Consider the following 15,852-nt stretch of genomic DNA (forward strand, 5'->3'; position numbering starts at 1 on the left):
CATCCTGGGCAAGCGGTGAAGCAGCGCCGCCCGGGATGACGACCGCCATTCAAAATGGCTTGAGCTAGCTGGCGGTGACCCGCGCCGCCGCGCCCGTCACCGGCCGCCGCAGCTCGGCCTTGCCCAGCAGATGCCCCTGCAGATAGGTGACGCCCCAGTCCGCGAGCATGCTGGCCTGGAGTTCGTCATCGACCCATTCCGCGACCGTCTCGACGCCGAGATGGCGGGCGAGGTCGATCAGGGTGCGGACATAGAAGCGGTCGTCGGTCGAGCGGCGCAGATTCTGCGTGAAGGTGCCGTCGATCTTCAGAATGTCGATCGGGAAGGCGCGCAGATGGCGCAGCGAGGTATGGCCCGCGCCGAAATCGTCGATCGCGACGCGCGCACCGCGGTCCTTGATCTGGCCGAGCAGCCGCGCGATCCGGCCCGGATTCTCGATCGTTGCGGTCTCGGTGATCTCGACGACGAGCCGTTCGGCGATGCCGCGGCCGCCGCCCGTGCAGGCGAGGAAGGCGTCGAGCCATTCGGGATCCGACAGCGAGCGCGGCGAGACATTGACCGACAGCGTCAGTTCCGGCTCCTGGCTCAGCAGATCGACCGCGAGTTCGAGCACGCGATGGTCGAACAGGCGCACGAGCCCGCGCCGCTCCAGCATCGGGATCAGCTCCGCCGTCGCGAAGAAGGCGCCCTTGTCGCCGAGCGAGACCCGCAGCAGCGCCTCGTGGAAGGCGACCTCGCGCGACTTCGCCCGGACGATCGGCTGCAGCGCCAGTTCGACGCGCCGCTCGTTGAGGGCGGCGAGCGCGCCGACATCGAAGCTGGTCTCGGTGTCGCTGCGCTCGCGGCTTTCGTGCCGGCGGGCGATCACGGCCGCATCGGCCGCGCCCGCCTTGGCGCCGGCCAGCGCGTTCTCGGCGGCCGAGAGCAGCGTGCCGGCATGGTTGGACAGATCGGGGGCAATCGCCGCGCCGACGCGCAGGCGCACCAGCGCGATGCCGCGCGCGGTCTCGATGGCCGCCTGGGCCACCGCCTTGCTGAAGCGCTTGGCCGCGGCCGCGACCTGGTTCTGCGGGCAGCCCGTGAGCAGGATGGCGAAGCGGTTGCCGGAATAGCGCACGAGATGGTCGCGCCGGCGCGTCACCGAGCGCAGGCGCTCCTGCACCATGCCGATGATCTCGTCGGTCGCCTCGTGGCCGAAATCGTCGTTGAGCCGCGCCAGTTCGTCGATCGCAGCGACCAGCACCACGACGTTGCGCTCGGCCGGCAAATGCTCGCTCAAGGCCATCGCCAGGCGCTCCACCAGGGCCGGGCGATCGCCCAGCTCGCCTGACGGCGCCATCAGTTCGTCGGGACGCACCTGGCGTTCCAGCCGCAGCATGCCGCGCGCCGAGGCCGGGCGGCCATCCGTGCCGGCAAACCAGCGGCCGGCATCCTCGACCCACATCTGGCGGCCGATGAAATTGGCGGCGTAGCGGGTGCGGTAGATCACGCCCTCGCCCTGGTCGTGCCCGCCCGAGGAGAACACCGCATCATAGCGGCTGCGGCCGCTGCCGGGCTCGACAAGGCCGGCAAAGCCGAGGCCGCGCGCCATCGCCGCATCGGGAATCGCGCCCAGCACATCGGCCGCATTGGGGCCCCAGATCAGGGCGTCGCTATGGATGTCCCAGGTGTAGACGACCTCGCCGATCGACGAGAGCAGATTCCGCGGATCCACGCGGCCATCGTCACGCGCATTGAAGATCGACGGCACCGGCATCGCGAAGCGGCCTCGAGGGGACGGGATGTCCGGCAGCGGGAAGCGATGCCTGATCGCCCGGTCCGGACGGAGTGAAATGTTCCGAAACGATGCGCCGAGCCGCCTTAACGCACCGTTAAGCTTGGCCGCCGGCTTGCAACTTTGCCCCCGGGCGCAGCGCCTGCGTATCGGAGTGGAACATGGGCGGTTCAGGATATCGGGAGCAGGTCGGCGAGCGCACCACGGCGGGCTCCGCGATCCTTCTGCTGCAGGTTGCCGCCAGCCAGGCCGAGATCGGCCCCTTCGCCCGCCGCGACCGCGAGACGCCGGAGGCCGCCGCCAGGCTCTACCGCGCCGCGGCGCTGCGCGGGCGAATCGAATCGATGGGGCTGCGGGCGCGTCGCGGACGCTGAGTCACCGCTGAGGGTGGAAGGCCCGGATGCGGCCGCCCAGTACGGTGTAACTCGTTGTGGTGGTCTCCCGGTCGCCCGCATCCGAGAGGCGGCTCTCACGCGGGCCCTGGCACGAGGCCAGCGCCAAGCGGTTGATCTGCACGACCCTGTCGGGCCGGGTCGAGCCCGGCAGCGGTACGTTCTGCTCGATCACGTCGAGCAGAGCCCCCGGAACGACGACGCGCAGGACGAGCGCCGTATGGTGGGGCAGCCTCAGGACATGGGGAACACGCAGACGCCCTGCGGGGCCACTGAGGAAATCGATGACGCGGTCCGTCTTCCGGACGCTGTAGTTGCGAAGCTGAAGGATGTCGCCTGGGGCAATGGCCGTCGGTTGCGGCTCCTCGTCGCCCCAGATGTAGTCGCTTCCGGCGGAAAAATGCGGCGTGAGCTGGCGGGAGCCGCGCGCGCCCTGTGCCAGCAAGGCATCCTCGGCCAGCGTCCAGCACTCCCCGTTGCCGTGTCGGACGCCGAGGGGCCGCTGCAGGAGCCAGGCGACGATCCGGCCGTTCAGCGAGGCGTTGTAGCCCATGGCAACCTCCGGCGAGCATGATGCTGGATCAGGGTCGCGTCGGGGGTCGTTGGGGTTCAATCGGGTCGCCAAACGAACAAGGCCGGCGCGAGCGCCGGCCTTGTCGAAGACGATGCGACCGGTCTCAGGCCTCGGCCTTGATCTTCAGCACCTGGCGGCCGCGATACATGCCCGACTTCAGGTCGACATGATGCGGGCGGCGCAGTTCGCCGGAGTTCTTGTCTTCGATATAGGTGGGCTGCTTCAGCGCGTCGGCCGAGCGGCGCATGCCGCGCTTCGACGGCGACGTCTTTCTCTTCGGAACGGCCATGCTACTTCTCCATCGTGCCGCCGTCCGGAAGCGCTGCCCGCAGGCCACGCCACCGCCACGACGACGGATCAATCTCGTGAGGCGTTGCCCATACACGCTGTGGCACGGGATGGCTAGTGCTGAATCCCCAATTTCGAATTCGCAGCCGCCTGTGTGCCTGCCATTATCCGGGCAGGGCGCAATCGCCCAGCGGCCCCAACGGCCCGACCCGGCGCTGGACGCGGCCGGCCGCGGCTTGCAGGCCCCGACTCGGCCGGGCCGGATTGCGCAGGAGCGGGTTGGGCAGCGCGCCCGCCAGCCGCGCCGCCTCGGCGGGGGTGAGCCGCGCCGCCGGCTTCCCGAAATAGCGCTGGGCCGCGGCTTCGGCGCCGTAGAGCCCCTCCCCCCATTCCGCGACGTTGAGATAGACCTCGATGACGCGGGTCTTGGGCCAGACGGTGTCGATCGCCAGGGCGAGCGGAATCTCCAGCCCCTTGCGGACATAGGAGCGGCCGGGCCAGAGGAAGACGTTCTTGGCGGTCTGCATCGTCAGCGTCGAGGCCCCGCGCGAGGGGCCATCCTCGTCCTCCAGCACCGCGTTGAGCTCGACCCAGTCGACGCCGGCATGGCTGCAGAAGCGCTGGTCCTCGGCCGCGATCACCGCCCGGATCAGATTCGGCGAGATCTGCGCCAGCGGCACCCATTGCCGCTCGACCGGCTGCAGGGTGAGCCAGCGCCCGAGCATCAGCGTCGAGGGCACGGGGACGAACCGGTAGAGACCCAGCGCCAGGATGAGCGCGACGAGCAGCGTCAGCCCCAGCAGCCAGACCCCGCGCAGCACACGGGCTGGAAGGCTCCGCCGCATGGTCGCCCGTTCTGCCGCCATCGTCGCCATCCCCCCCTGGCCTCCCGATCCGGCCGCGTGCTCCGGCCGTCACCGGCTTGACGGTTCGGTCACGCTCCGGCAAGCCCCGCCGATCAGCGAACGCGAGGTCCGCGCATGAGTTCCGCAGGATGGGGTTCCGCAGCATGAGTTCCCGCCCCTCCCCCAAGCGCGATGCGGGCGCGGACGCCTTGGCGTCCCGCCTGGCGCAGACCGCCGACGCGATCGAAACGCTGCTCGACACGCTGCTCGGCGACACGCCGCGCGACGGCGAGATCGCCCGCCCCGCGCGGCTGCTGGCGGCGATGCGCCATGGCGCACTCGGCGGCGGCAAGCGGCTGCGGCCCTTCCTGACCGTCGAGACGGCGCGGCTGTTTGGCGTCGCGCCCGAGCCTGCGCTGCGGGCGGGCGCTGCCGTGGAACTCGTCCACTGCTATTCGCTCGTCCATGACGATCTGCCGGCGATGGATGACGACGACACCCGCCGCGGCCGGCCGACGGTCCACAAGGCCTATGACGAGGCCAGCGCCATCCTGGCCGGCGACACGCTGCTGACGCTCGCCTTCGAAGTCCTGGCCGACCCCGCGACGCATCCTTCGGGCGAGATCCGTGCCGCGCTGGTGCTGGCGCTGGCGCAGGCCTCGGGACTGGGCGGCATGGCCGGCGGGCAGATGCTCGACCTCGCAGCCGAGGGGCGCTTCGGCACGGAGGGGCCGGCCGCCCTGAGCGAGGCGCAGATCCGCCAGTTGCAGGCGATGAAGACCGGCGCGCTGCTGGCGGCCAGCGTCGGGATGGGCGCGGTCCTGGGCGGCGCCTCGCCAGCGCAGCGCGCCGCGCTGGGAGCCTATGGCCGGGCACTCGGCGCCGCCTTCCAGGTCGCCGACGACATTCTCGATGTCGAGGCCAGCGCCGAGCAGTTGGGCAAGGCGACCGCCAAGGACCAGGACAAGGGCAAGGGCACGCTGGTGCAGGCGCTGGGGCTCGACGCCGCCAAGCGCGAGCGCGACGGCCTCAGCGCAGCGGCGGTGGCGGCGCTCGCAGGCTTCGGGCCGGAGGCGGATGGGCTGCGCGCGGCGGCGCGGTTCGCCGCCGAGCGCAAGAGCTGACCGTAAGGTCCACCCGAGCCCTCATCCCGAGGAGCGTTCCGCAGGAATGCGTCTCGAAGGATGCTTCGTGACGCTCCGGAGATTGACGGCGCATCCTTCGAGAGGTCTCTGACGCGGTCTCTCAGGACGAGCGCCCGGCGACGTCGCCGCTCTTAAGCATCCCACAGCTTTAGGCCTCAACAACGTTGCATCGTTGTGCTTCAGTCAAGGCTCGATCGTAAACGTCTGCCAGCGGAACAACGTAGCGTGACGCATTCTTTTCGAGGCCACCACGAGAAATTGGTGATTAGGGAACATCTGTTCGCAGATCGACGAGATCGATCGGCAGCGTTGATGGTTTTTTAGTCGCTCAACTCTATGAGCGTCACGGATGAAGGGCGGAGTATCGCGACAACACCCCATCTTACTGTCTGAGCCGAACCTCACATGTCCCGTTGACGGCATCGAGAAGGCATCAAACGGCGCTCAAATGCGACATAGCATTCAATGCCGATCCACCATGAATTCGATAACAACAAAAAACAGGAATCGATCATGACCATGACATTGAAGGATTTCAATCAGGCCGTGGTCGTCATGGCGCACCCGGATGACGAGGTTCTCTACGCGAGTTCCATTCTGGAATCCGCCAAGAAGATCATCATCTGCTATAATCAGGCGCCCAATAGCGGCTCGATCAGCCAGGGCCGCCAGACGGTGTTTCAGGACTTTCCACTCAAAAACGCGGTCAGTCTCGACATAACCGAATCCAATACCTACCAGACGACCGACTGGCGCAAGCCGGTGGAGACCGTCTATGGCATCCACTGCGGTCGCAACGGCGACGCCTATGCGCGAAACTTCCATCTGCTGATCGCGGCGCTGGAGGAGCATATCAGCGCCGGCGACCTCGTCGTCTCCCACAATCCCTGGGGCGAATACGGCCATGAAGAGCATGTTCAGGTGTTCCGGGCCGTCGCGCACCTCAGGCGCCAGCGCGATTTCCGGCTGTATGTCAGCGGTTATGTCAGCGATCGGGTGCTCTACTTCATGCAGCGAAACAGCCCCCGCCTCGGTGCGCCGTCGGCCTTTCTGCCGACCGACAAGGCGCTCGGCGCCCGGCTGATGCAGCACTATCAGGCCCATGACTGCTGGACATGGGAAGACGGCTACACCTGGCCGGATTATGAATGCTTCTACGAGGTGAGCGACCCGGACGCACCCTTGCGGGCCGATGAGGCAACGATGTCATCGCTGCCGGTCAACGTCATCTGGCTCGACGAACATGCACTGGCCTGGAGCCGGGTGTTCCGCCGCATGAAGCGGCGGGCCGGCACGGTGCTGCACCGCCTGCTCCGGCCGGCGCATCCTCAGCCGGAGCGCGAGGCGGCACTGGCACGCGGCTACCTGGACCTGTCGACCCGACCGCGAAAATCCGTGGGCGGGATGGTGTCGTCCTGGCTGTCGTCGCGCCGAAGGCTGCTGGACATCGCCTTGCTCTGCAGCGCCTGCCTGCTCGCCGAACCCTCCCTCGCAGCCTCCTAGGCCGCGAACCCTTTCACCGCGATGGAGCGCTTCCAGCGGCGGCGCTCGCGGGGCTTGGCGCGGAAGAGCTGAAAGGACGACGGCCGCCTCTCAGCCCTCATCCTTCGGGACGCCGCTGACGCGGCTCCTCAGGATGAGGGCAGGCGATCCCGGAGCCTCCCTACCGCCAACGCCCAAAGGCATCCGCCAGCGTCTGGCTGCCCGAGACGCCCTTCTCGAAGGTCAGGATGCCGCGCTTGCCCGAGGCGAAGCGGACGGGAACGTCGATCCAGGCCCGGTTCAGGATCAGCTCGACATTGCGCTCGACCTCGACGGGCACATTCGACAAGGCCGCGACGAAGAGATTTTCGCCCAGCGCCGAGTTGATTGCCGAGAGCGGCGCGCCGCGCTCGCTCTCCTCGGTCTTGAACTGCGGCACGCCGACCTCGCGCACGGCATCCGTTGCGGCGGGGCCCGTCGAGGTGAAGCGCATGCCGATGATGTGCGAGGCCGGAAAGGCCGTGTCGGTGTTGCGGCGGATGGTGAAGTCGAGCGACAGCCCCATCTCCGCGACCTCGACGGTGGCGCGCACGATCGTCTCGACCGGCCGGCCCTGGCCGACGCTCTCGCTGTCGAGACGCCAGAAGACGCGGCCATTGACCGCGCGGGGGGTCTGCGGGGTCGCCGCATCTTCGGTATAGAGGATCGCCCGCTGCGCGACCGCGATCTCCTGAGACGGAGCGCTCGCGCTGGCATTGCCGCCCGGCCGCACGACCGGCGCTGGCGTGCCGGCCTCGCCGACGCGCTCGTTGATCTTGCCGGCATTGTCGGCCTGAGCCGGCTGCGACGGGCTCTCGGCCCGCGGCCGCGAGGCCGCGTCAGGCGGATTGACCTTGTTGACGTAGTACGCCGCCGCCGCGATCGCGGCGACCGCGATGGCAATGCCGGTCGCGACCACAGCCGTGCGCAGATGCACGGGCTTGACCCGCTTCTCGCGCGGCGGGGAAACCCGCGGGCGCACCGGCTGGGGCTCTGCGATCTCAGGCCGCGGCTCCTCGAAACGCTCGTCCTCGGGCGCGGGCTGCGGCTCGACCCCGGCCTGGGGCAGCGCGTCGGTCTCGGGCGGCAGCGCGGGCGGCAGCGCATCGACGTCGAACGGCAGCGGGGTGTCGTCGTAATCGGCTTCGATGCGGGCCACGGCCTCGTCGAGCGACAGACGCTCGCGCATGATCTCGGCCTCGCCGAGAGGCGGGTCGAGACTGCGCAGCTGGGCCACGAGCGCGGCGCGGGCACGGTCGTAGATGGCGTGGCGCGCTGCCGGCGATGTGTCGGGCAGCCCGGCGACCGCTCGTGCCAGGATGGGATAGAAGTCGGCCATTGGCCTCACTTGTCTGTGATGGGTGCCTGCGTCAACCCTCGACGGGCTCCCGATGTTTCAAAGGCCGGAGAACTTTCGACGCGGCGGTTCACCCTCGCGAGGCGGCCCGCCCCTCGCGGATGGCCTCAGCCTTCGAAGGGGTTGTGGACGAGGATCGTGTCGTCGCGCTCCGGGCTGGTGGAGAGCACTGCGACGCTCGCTCCGATCAGCTCCTCGATGCGACGGACATATTTGATCGCCTGCGCCGGCAGATCGGCCCAGGAGCGGGCGCCGGCGGTCGAGCCTTCCCAGCCTTCGATCGTCTCGTAGACCGGCTCGACGCGGGCCTGGTCGCTCTGGCCCGCCGGCAGATGCTCGAGGATCTCGCCGTCGAGCTTGTAGCCCGTGCAGACCTTGATCTCCTTGAAGCCGTCGAGGATGTCGAGCTTGGTCAGCGCGATGCCGCCGATGCCCGAGGTCTTCACCGTCTGGCGCACCAGGCAGGCGTCGAACCAGCCGCAGCGGCGCTTGCGACCCGTGACGACGCCGAACTCCTTGCCCTTCTGGCCGATCAGCTCGCCGATCTCGTCGAACAGCTCGGTCGGGAACGGGCCCTCGCCGACGCGCGTCGTATAGGCCTTGGCGATGCCCAGCACATAGCCGACCGCCGAGGGGCCGAGCCCCGAGCCGGTCGCGGCCTGGCCGGCGACGATGTTGGAGGAGGTCACGAAGGGATAGGTGCCGTGGTCGACGTCGAGCAGCGCGCCCTGCGCGCCCTCGAACAGGATGCGCTTGCCCGCGCGGCGCTGCGAATCGAGCAGCGCCCAGACCGTGTCGGCGAAGGGCAGGATCTTCGGCGCGATCTCCTTGAGCTGGGCGAGCAGATCGGTGCCGTTGACCTCGTCGATGCCGAGCCCGCGGCGCAGCGCGTTGTGATGCGCCAGCAGCCGCTCGATCTTGGCCTCCAGGATCGCGGGGTCCTTCAGGTCGATGACGCGGATGGCGCGGCGGCCGACCTTGTCCTCATAGGCCGGGCCGATGCCGCGCTTGGTCGTGCCGATCTTCAGCCCGACATTGGAGGTCTCGCGGAAATGGTCGAGCTCGCGATGCAGCGGCAGGATCAGCGTGGCGTTGTCGGCGACGCGCAGGTTCTCAGGGGAAATCGCGACGCCCTGCGCCTGCAGCCGCGCGATCTCCTCGACCAGATGCCAGGGGTCGACCACGACGCCGTTGCCGATGACCGAGAGCTTGCCCGGGCGCACGATGCCCGAAGGCAGCAGCGAGAGCTTGTAGACGACGCCGTCGATCACCAACGTGTGGCCGGCATTGTGGCCGCCCTGGAATCGCACGACGACATCGGCCTGGCTCGACAGCCAGTCGACGATCTTGCCCTTGCCCTCGTCGCCCCATTGGGCGCCGACCACCACCACATTTGCCATGGTTCAGGGGTTCCTGCTTGTCCTAAGTGAGTCTTGCGCGTGTCGTTTCGGGCAAGCGCCGCACATGAAAAACCCCGGCGCAAGACCGGGGTTCGAAGGCAGGTTCTTGCACGCCCTCATGAGCCAAGAGCGCGCCGAGGTCAAGCTTGGCGCGCATGGATGCCAGCCCCGGACGGGTGTAGAAGAAGCATCGGCGGCCTTGAAGACGCCGCGCCGGCAGGCTCTGGTCCGGCTCCGCGCGGCGATCCAGGAGCCGCGGACAAAAGCAGACGCGCCGCTCGCGCGCAGGGGACGATGACGACGATGACGACTGATCTCGACAGCTGGCTCGACCGCCACCACGCGGCTTTCTCCGCGATCCGCCAGGACATCCACGCCCATCCCGAGCTTGGCCTGGAGGAGACGCGCACCGCGGCCCTCGTCGCCAAGAATCTTCGCGAATGGGGTGTCGAGGTCACGGAAGGCGTCGGCGGCACCGGCGTCGTCGGCGTCATCAGGGGCAAGCGCCCCGGCCAGCGCGCGATCGGGCTGCGTGCCGACATGGACTGCCTCGCACTGGAGGAGCAGACCGGCCTCCCTTACGCCTCGCAGCACCCCGGCAAGATGCACGCCTGCGGCCATGACGGCCACACCACCATGCTGCTCGGCGCCGCGCGCTATCTCGCCGAGAACCCCGATTTCGCCGGCACCTGCATCCTGATCTTCCAGCCGGCCGAGGAAGGCCGCGGCGGCGCCGAGGCGATGCTGGCCGACGGGCTGTTCGAGCGCTTCCCCTGCGATGCGATCTATGGCCTGCACAACACGCCGGGCCTGCCGGCCTCGCATTTCGGCACGGCGGTCGGGCCGTTCCTCGCCTCGGCCGACAGCTGGGAGGTGATCTTCCGCGGCGTCGGCGGCCATGGCGGCTCGCAGCCGCATCTCTCGACCGACATCACCTACGCCCAGGCGCAGTTCGTGCTCGGGCTGCAGGGCATCGTCGGCCGCAACGTGCCGCCGCTCGACACCGCCGTGATCAGCGTCGGCTACATCCATGGCGGCGACGTCAACGCCTCGAACGTCATCCCCTCCGAGCTGGTGCTCGGCGGCACGGCGCGCACCTATGCGCCCGAGATCCGCAATACGATCGAGCGCCGCATCGGCGAACTCGCCGCCGCCACCGCTCTCGCCTGGGGCTGCAAGGCGGAGGCCACCTATCACCGCGGCACCAGCCCGCTGATCAACAAGGCCGATCAGGTCGCGGTCGCGGTCGCCGCAGCGTCCGCTTCGGTCGGCGCGGCCCATGTCGACGGCAAGATGCGGCCGGGCACGGGCGGCGAGGACTTCGCCGAGATGATGCTGATCAAGCCCGGCGCCTTCATGCGCATCGGCAACGGCGTCGCCGCCGACGGCTCCTTCAAGGGCCTGCACACCCCGCTCTACGACTTCAACGACGCGATCATCCCCGACGGCATCCGCTACTGGGTCAATGTCGTCGGCGAAGAGCTGGGGATCGAGGAGCAGGCGGTGGCGGCGTAGAAGCCTGACCGCGCCCACCAACCCTCCCCTTCTGCCTGCAAAAGGGGAGGGTCATCCCGGGCGACCCCTCGGGTCCGGCCTGTGGCCGGCCCAAGGACAGGCTCCGGGAGACCCGGGATCCATTCCGGAACCTCTCCGGCAAAGGCTCCGGAATGGATCCCGGATCTCCGCTTCGCTGCGTCCGGGATGACCCGCGCTGTCGGCGAAGCGTCCAAACGTGTCGGGATACGCCCGCCCGTCCCGCTCACCCGCGCCTGTCCTGCAAACCAACCGGTCCCCGCCATGCAATCGCTCTCGATCTCGACGCTCACCATTTGCGGCATCGAGGAACTGCCCGCCCACAGCATCCGCCGCGTCAGCCATGTGCTGTCGCTGCTCGACCCCGGCCTGCCCGAAATCGACACCTTCGGGACCTATGGCGAGCACCATCGCGTCACGCTGCGCTTCCACGACATCCTCGGCCCGTCGCAGGGCATGACCCCGCCTCGGCCACAGCATGTCGAACAGATCCTCCAGTTCGGCGAGGGGCTGCGCGAGGGCGTCGGCGAGCGGGTCGAGGGGCATCTCCTCGTCCACTGCCATATGGGCATCTCGCGCTCGACCGCGGCGATGCTGATGCTGATGGCGCAGAACGATGCAGATGCAAGCGAGGACGAGTTGTTCGCGCGCCTGCGTGATGTGCGCCCGCAGGCCTGGCCGAACTCGGTGATGATCGGCTTCGCCGACGAGCAGCTCGGGCTGGGCGGGCGTCTGACGGAGGGCCTGCGCCGCCATTATGGCCACCAGCTCAAGGTCCAGCCGCAATACACCGACTGGATGACGCGGCTCGGCCGCGGGCGCGAGCTGGCGATGGCGGTTTGAGGGGCTGTCGTTTTCCCTCTGACCCTCGGCCGTCATCCTGGGCGACCGAAGGTCGTCCCGGGATCCATCCTAGGGCGGCGCAGAGCCCGATGATGGATCCCGGCCTGCGCCGCTGCGCGGCTGGTCCAGGATGACGAGGTGGTTCGTGAGCGAATTCTGCCCCCTCAATTCAACGGCCGCGGCATCGGCTGCGGCCCGGGCCCGGGCCCCGGCTGCGGCGCATAGGTGACCTCGCGGTCACCCGGCCATTTGATCCGGTAGGCGACCTTGATCTCCTTCTCCGCGCCAGGCGCGAGATCGAAGGTCCAGGCGGAGACGCCGCGCTTGTCGGCGACCTGCTTTTCCGTCGGCGGCGTGGTCTGCGCGGCCAGCGTCTCGACCGTGATCGCGCTGCTCTCCGAGAAGGGAATGCGCTCGGTCACCGTAACCGTCACCGGCTGGGCATGCAGGCTCTTCACCACCGTGCGGAACTCGCGCAGATCGGTGCGGGTCTGACCGAGCCAGTTCGGCTCGTTCTCGCGGCGGCGCACCGGCGCGCGGGTGACCTTGAGCTTGTCGTCCGCGCCGAAGCCGAGCGCGACCTTGTCGCCGGGCGCCACCAGCCCGATCCGGCCCCGGCCGATATAGGTGCCGTCGCGATGCAGCGCGACGGTGCCCGGCAGCAGGGCTGCAGCCTCGTCATGGCTGAAGGCGGCCTCGAGATAGGCGGTCTCCTCCAGTTCGGGCGTGATTCGGGCGATCAGGGTCGGGGCGATCTGGGCCTGGCTCAGCACCACGGTCTTCGTCGAGCCGTCCTGCGGGATCGTCGCGCGGCCGGGCACCTGGAAGCTCGCCTGATAGGCTCCGGCCTCGATGGTCGCGGTCTGGACCTCGGCGGCGACCGGTGCGGGCGCGGCCCTCTCGGTCTGGTCGGCGAGAGCCTCGGCCTCCGCCTTGGCGCGGGCCGCCGCCATTGGCGCCGGCGCGGTGCTGCGCCGCGCCTCGTAGAGCACCGGCGGCTCGAAGAACATCACCTGCACCGGGGAGAGATCGGGCGCCCGCGTGCCACCGGCCGCGCGCGTCGTCGACAGCGTCAGCGCCACGTCGCTCCAGTCCTCGCCGGTGCGCTGGCGCAGTTCGGCGCGCCGGACGAGATCGAGCGCGGGCTTCGCCCCGCCGCCGCCGGTGCTGAGCCGCGCCTCGTAATGCGGCGTCCAGCCGGCCCCGCCGACGCGATAGCTCACGGCGAACTCGGCTGCGACAGGCGCCGCCGCCTCGACAGCGATGGCGATGTCGCGCCGGGGGGCGCCGGGCCTGCCGGGTTGCGGCCGGGCGCGCTCCAGCGCCGCGATCTCGCCCGCGACGTCGGCGGCCCGGGCGCGCACCCCGCGCAGCTCCTCATGCACCTTGACCAGCGACACGCCGATCGCATCGAAAATAGCCGGCCAGTCCGCCACGGGCAGAGCCTTACCGTCGGGGCCGAGCTTGTCGGGGCCGGTCTGGCCGAAGCGCTCGATCGTGGCACGCTTGGCCTCGATCGCGCTGATGCGGCCGGCCAGCATCTCCTTTTCCTCGTTCAGCGTCTTGAGCTTGCCATCGATCACCGCGTCGAGCACGGGCCTGGCCTCGCCCGGCACCAGCCGGACATCGACGGCCCCGACGGCAAAGGCGCCGCTGCCCTTGCCTTCGACGCGGATCGAGGCCGGGTCGATCGTGGCGGGCAGTCCGCGCAGCACGATCTGCGACGCCCCCTGCAGCAGTTCGGCGCGGCCAAGCCGGGTCACCACGGCGCCGTCGGGATAGACGGTGACGCGGTCGATCCGCGAGGACAGCTCGGTTTCGGCGGCGCCGGCGAGGCCAGGCGCCAGCACCAGAGCGGCGGCCAGTCGGGTCATCATGGTCTGCTATCCCCTCAATCGATCACGAGCCCGTGATAGACAGGGTCGAATTCGGCGGGGCCAAGGCGGAATTGGGCCCGATTGCGGATCAGCCCGACGGGTCGACGGGACGGGCCGGGCAAACGAAAAAGCCCTGCCGGATCGGCAGGGCTCGTGGCGCCAGGGCGCGTGTCGGGCAGCGGCGCACGCTGCCGAGGGCCTCAGAACTCCGCCCAGCCGGAATCGCCACCGGCGCGGCTGTTGGCGACCTTCCTGGCCGGGGCGGTCGGAGCGGCGCGGTGCGCCGGAGCGGCGGCCCGCGGCGCGGGAGACTTGTTCGCGAAGGCCGCCTGGGCGAGCTGGCGCAGGCGCGCCGGCTCGGATGACGAACGGGGGGCCGCATAACTGCTCGCTGAAGCACCGTGGGCCCCGGTCTTGAAGGCAGCGACGAGCTCGTTGAGCTCACCGATCTTGCCAAACAGCGCCTCCGCCGAGGAGGCACTCTGATCGGCCAGGGAGGCATTCTGCTGCGTCATCTGATCGAGCTGGGCGACGGCCTGGCTCATCTCGTCGATCCCGGTCGCCTGCTGCGAGGTCGCGGCGGAGATCTCGTCGATGGTGCTCGCGACGGCGCCGGAATCGGCCACGATCTGCGTCAACGCCTCGCCCGCCCGGCGCACCAGCGACACGCCCTGCTCGACCTGTTCGTTCGAGGACGCGATCAGGGCCGCGATATCCTTGGCGGCCTCGCCAGAGCGTTGCGCCAGGGTCCGCACCTCGGATGCGACGACGGCGAAGCCGCGCCCGGCGTCTCCCGCGCGCGCCGCTTCGACAGCGGCGTTGAGCGCGAGCAGGTTGGTCTGGAAGGCGATGTCGTCGATCACCCGGATGATGTCGGAGATCTTGTGCGAGGCCTCCTCGATCAGGCCCATGGCGGCGACGGCCTGGGTTGCGATCTGGCCGCCCGAGCGGGCGCTGGCCATGGCGCGGTCGGCCAGGTCGGCCGCCTGCCGTGCGGCCTGAGCCGATGCCTTCACCGAGGCCGCCATCTGCTCGGTCGTCGCGGCCGTCTCTTCGAGCGCAGAGGCCTGTTCTTCCGTGCGCGAGGACAGATCGCTCGCGCCCGCCTTGATGTTCTCCGAGCGCGACTGCGTCTCAGACGAGGCAGCCTTGATCGTCACCATGGTCTCGGCGAGTCGCTCGACCGTGGCATTGAAGGCCGTCTTCATCCCCTCGAAGACCGCCGGAACGGGCTTGTCGACGCGCGCGCCGAGATCGCCCGCGGCCAGCTTGTCGAACGCGTCGCCGAACAGATCCACCACTTCCTTCTGCGAAGAGGCGATCGCCTCGGCCGCAACCTCGGCCTGCTTCTGCTCAGCGGCGAGGCGCGCCTTTTCGGCAGCTTCGAAATAGACGCTGACGGCGAGTTCGATATCCAGCAGCACGACCTTGCTGAGGCTCGCAAGTGAAGCCGCAAGCTGGTCCGTATTGCCCGCGCGCGGCAGCCAGCCCTTCTTTGGGCCCTCGGCGGCGATGGCGGCGCGGATCAGATCTTCGAGGACCAGCGCATAACCACCGATATACCATCGCGGCTCCAGGCCGATCCGCGCATGGGTCTGCCCCACGATCGAGACACGACGGTAATAATCCTCGCCGAACTCGCCCTCGACGATGACGTCCCAATGCGAAATCTGCCGGGCGCGGGCAGAGCTCATCATATCCGTCGAGGCGAAGAACCTGCTCGTCTCGGGATAGCGCTTGATGTGCTCGTAGAACCGTTCCAGAGCCCGCGGCATCTGCGCCGCCACAATCGGCTTGAGCCGTTTGACATCGTCTTTCGTCTTCTGGTCGATCTGCAGAAAGTCCAGGCGGTCGGCGATGGGCGAAGTCATCATGGCTCCTTCCAGCGTCAGATCTGACTGACAGTTAAAGTGTAAATCTGATTGCGCATCGCGATATAGCAGCATTACCGCATGTCGTCGTATGCAACACTGATTAAACAATGCCAAAATAACTAATGACAGGTTAAAGCCGCAATTGATTGAAGCTTTTTGGGAATTACAGTTACGTCATCTGCCGCGGGACGGGCGAGTTTGACCGGCGCTGCACGAAGGGCGAACGCGCCGGTGCTGCAACTGAGCCCACGGTCAGCCGACCGGCAGCAGAGCGGAGGAAACCGCAGCCGCTGGCCAGGGGACCTGACCGGGCCGCAGAAATGCGTCAGGGCCTATGAACGATCCGGGTGAATCGTACACAGGCCCTGACAGGGGGGGGCGATCCGCTCACCCCGTTCTTCAACGGAGCGTCGCGCGAGGCGACGATGC

The 15,852-nt window shown here is 68.8% G+C and carries 13 protein-coding genes; 5 read left to right on the forward strand and 8 right to left on the reverse strand.

All coding sequences use genetic code 11. From position 1 onward, the window contains the following. Nucleotides 1–64: 64 nt before the first annotated feature. Nucleotides 65–1,714 carry a GGDEF domain-containing phosphodiesterase gene (locus Q8S38_RS06230; RefSeq protein WP_305679566.1) on the reverse strand — a complete coding sequence of 550 codons (1,650 nt, stop codon included), beginning with the start codon at nt 1,712–1,714 and terminating at the stop codon, nt 65–67. Nucleotides 1,715–1,935: 221 nt separating this feature from the next. Here Q8S38_RS06230 and Q8S38_RS06235 point away from each other — a divergent pair, with 221 nt between their 5' ends. Continuing rightward, nucleotides 1,936–2,148, forward strand: a complete 213-nt coding sequence (locus Q8S38_RS06235; protein WP_305679567.1) for a hypothetical protein — start codon at nt 1,936–1,938, stop codon at nt 2,146–2,148. A gap of 1 nt (nt 2,149) precedes the next feature. Here the strand turns inward: Q8S38_RS06235 and Q8S38_RS06240 are convergent, their stop codons facing one another. The 3 genes from Q8S38_RS06240 to mtgA all read right to left on the reverse strand — a co-directional run bounded on the left by Q8S38_RS06240 (nt 2,150) and on the right by mtgA (nt 3,894). Beyond that, a complete protein-coding gene (locus Q8S38_RS06240; protein WP_305679568.1) occupies nt 2,150–2,719 on the reverse strand; it encodes a hypothetical protein in 570 nt (189 codons plus the stop codon). A gap of 124 nt (nt 2,720–2,843) precedes the next feature. Further along, on the reverse strand, nt 2,844–3,029 hold the full coding sequence (rpmF, locus tag Q8S38_RS06245) for a 50S ribosomal protein L32 (RefSeq protein WP_305679569.1): 186 nt from the start codon (nt 3,027–3,029) through the stop codon (nt 2,844–2,846). Nucleotides 3,030–3,192: 163 nt separating this feature from the next. Continuing rightward, on the reverse strand, nt 3,193–3,894 hold the full coding sequence (gene mtgA / locus Q8S38_RS06250; RefSeq protein ID WP_305679570.1) for a monofunctional biosynthetic peptidoglycan transglycosylase: 702 nt from the start codon (nt 3,892–3,894) through the stop codon (nt 3,193–3,195). 143 nt (nt 3,895–4,037) lie between these two features. Here mtgA and Q8S38_RS06255 point away from each other — a divergent pair, with 143 nt between their 5' ends. Both Q8S38_RS06255 and Q8S38_RS06260 read left to right on the forward strand, forming a co-directional pair. Continuing rightward, on the forward strand, nt 4,038–4,997 hold the full coding sequence (locus Q8S38_RS06255) for a polyprenyl synthetase family protein (protein ID WP_305679571.1): 960 nt from the start codon (nt 4,038–4,040) through the stop codon (nt 4,995–4,997). A gap of 486 nt (nt 4,998–5,483) precedes the next feature. After that, nucleotides 5,484–6,521 carry a hypothetical protein gene (locus Q8S38_RS06260; protein WP_305679572.1) on the forward strand — a complete coding sequence of 346 codons (1,038 nt, stop codon included), beginning with the start codon at nt 5,484–5,486 and terminating at the stop codon, nt 6,519–6,521. Between the two features lie 160 nt (nt 6,522–6,681). Here the strand turns inward: Q8S38_RS06260 and Q8S38_RS06265 are convergent, their stop codons facing one another. Further along, on the reverse strand, nt 6,682–7,878 hold the full coding sequence (locus Q8S38_RS06265; protein WP_305679573.1) for a histidine kinase: 1,197 nt from the start codon (nt 7,876–7,878) through the stop codon (nt 6,682–6,684). A 125-nt stretch (nt 7,879–8,003) separates the two neighbouring features. Next, a complete protein-coding gene (locus Q8S38_RS06270; protein ID WP_305679574.1) occupies nt 8,004–9,296 on the reverse strand; it encodes an adenylosuccinate synthase in 1,293 nt (430 codons plus the stop codon). A 303-nt stretch (nt 9,297–9,599) separates the two neighbouring features. Between Q8S38_RS06270 and Q8S38_RS06275 the strand changes: the two genes are divergently transcribed. Together Q8S38_RS06275 and Q8S38_RS06280 are read left to right on the forward strand one after the other, a co-directional pair. After that, nucleotides 9,600–10,811, forward strand: coding sequence for an amidohydrolase (locus Q8S38_RS06275; protein WP_305679575.1), 1,212 nt, complete (start codon nt 9,600–9,602; stop codon nt 10,809–10,811). 282 nt (nt 10,812–11,093) lie between these two features. Beyond that, a complete protein-coding gene (locus Q8S38_RS06280) occupies nt 11,094–11,672 on the forward strand; it encodes a tyrosine phosphatase family protein (RefSeq protein WP_305679576.1) in 579 nt (192 codons plus the stop codon). 164 nt (nt 11,673–11,836) lie between these two features. Here Q8S38_RS06280 and Q8S38_RS06285 read toward each other — a convergent pair whose 3' ends face one another. After that, the gene (locus tag Q8S38_RS06285; protein ID WP_305679577.1) at nt 11,837–13,549 is read right to left on the reverse strand and encodes a mucoidy inhibitor MuiA family protein; all 1,713 of its coding nucleotides are present in this window, start codon (nt 13,547–13,549) and stop codon (nt 11,837–11,839) included. 200 nt (nt 13,550–13,749) lie between these two features. Next, nucleotides 13,750–15,423: a globin-coupled sensor protein gene (locus Q8S38_RS06290; RefSeq protein ID WP_305679578.1), complete on the reverse strand. Its 1,674-nt coding sequence runs from the start codon at nt 15,421–15,423 to the stop codon at nt 13,750–13,752. Between the last annotated feature and the right edge of the window lie 429 nt (nt 15,424–15,852).

Origin of the sequence: Allobosea sp. (assembly GCF_030695125.1) — a bacterium.
Classification (GTDB): Bacteria; Pseudomonadota; Alphaproteobacteria; order Rhizobiales; family Beijerinckiaceae; genus Allobosea.

Excerpts from the sequence above, each read along its gene's own strand:
- Q8S38_RS06235 (WP_305679567.1), top strand. The coding sequence starts at position 1,936 with ATGGGCGGTTCAGGATATCGGGAGCAGGTCGGCGAGCGCACCACGGCG.
- Q8S38_RS06240 (WP_305679568.1), bottom strand. The coding sequence starts at position 2,719 with ATGGGCTACAACGCCTCGCTGAACGGCCGGATCGTCGCCTGGCTCCTG.
- rpmF (WP_305679569.1), bottom strand. The coding sequence starts at position 3,029 with ATGGCCGTTCCGAAGAGAAAGACGTCGCCGTCGAAGCGCGGCATGCGC.
- mtgA (WP_305679570.1), bottom strand. The coding sequence starts at position 3,894 with ATGGCGGCAGAACGGGCGACCATGCGGCGGAGCCTTCCAGCCCGTGTG.
- Q8S38_RS06255 (WP_305679571.1), top strand. The coding sequence starts at position 4,038 with ATGAGTTCCCGCCCCTCCCCCAAGCGCGATGCGGGCGCGGACGCCTTG.
- Q8S38_RS06260 (WP_305679572.1), top strand. The coding sequence starts at position 5,484 with ATGCCGATCCACCATGAATTCGATAACAACAAAAAACAGGAATCGATC.
- Q8S38_RS06265 (WP_305679573.1), bottom strand. The coding sequence starts at position 7,878 with ATGGCCGACTTCTATCCCATCCTGGCACGAGCGGTCGCCGGGCTGCCC.
- Q8S38_RS06270 (WP_305679574.1), bottom strand. The coding sequence starts at position 9,296 with ATGGCAAATGTGGTGGTGGTCGGCGCCCAATGGGGCGACGAGGGCAAG.
- Q8S38_RS06275 (WP_305679575.1), top strand. The coding sequence starts at position 9,600 with ATGACGACTGATCTCGACAGCTGGCTCGACCGCCACCACGCGGCTTTC.
- Q8S38_RS06280 (WP_305679576.1), top strand. The coding sequence starts at position 11,094 with ATGCAATCGCTCTCGATCTCGACGCTCACCATTTGCGGCATCGAGGAA.
- Q8S38_RS06285 (WP_305679577.1), bottom strand. The coding sequence starts at position 13,549 with ATGATGACCCGACTGGCCGCCGCTCTGGTGCTGGCGCCTGGCCTCGCC.
- Q8S38_RS06290 (WP_305679578.1), bottom strand. The coding sequence starts at position 15,423 with ATGATGACTTCGCCCATCGCCGACCGCCTGGACTTTCTGCAGATCGAC.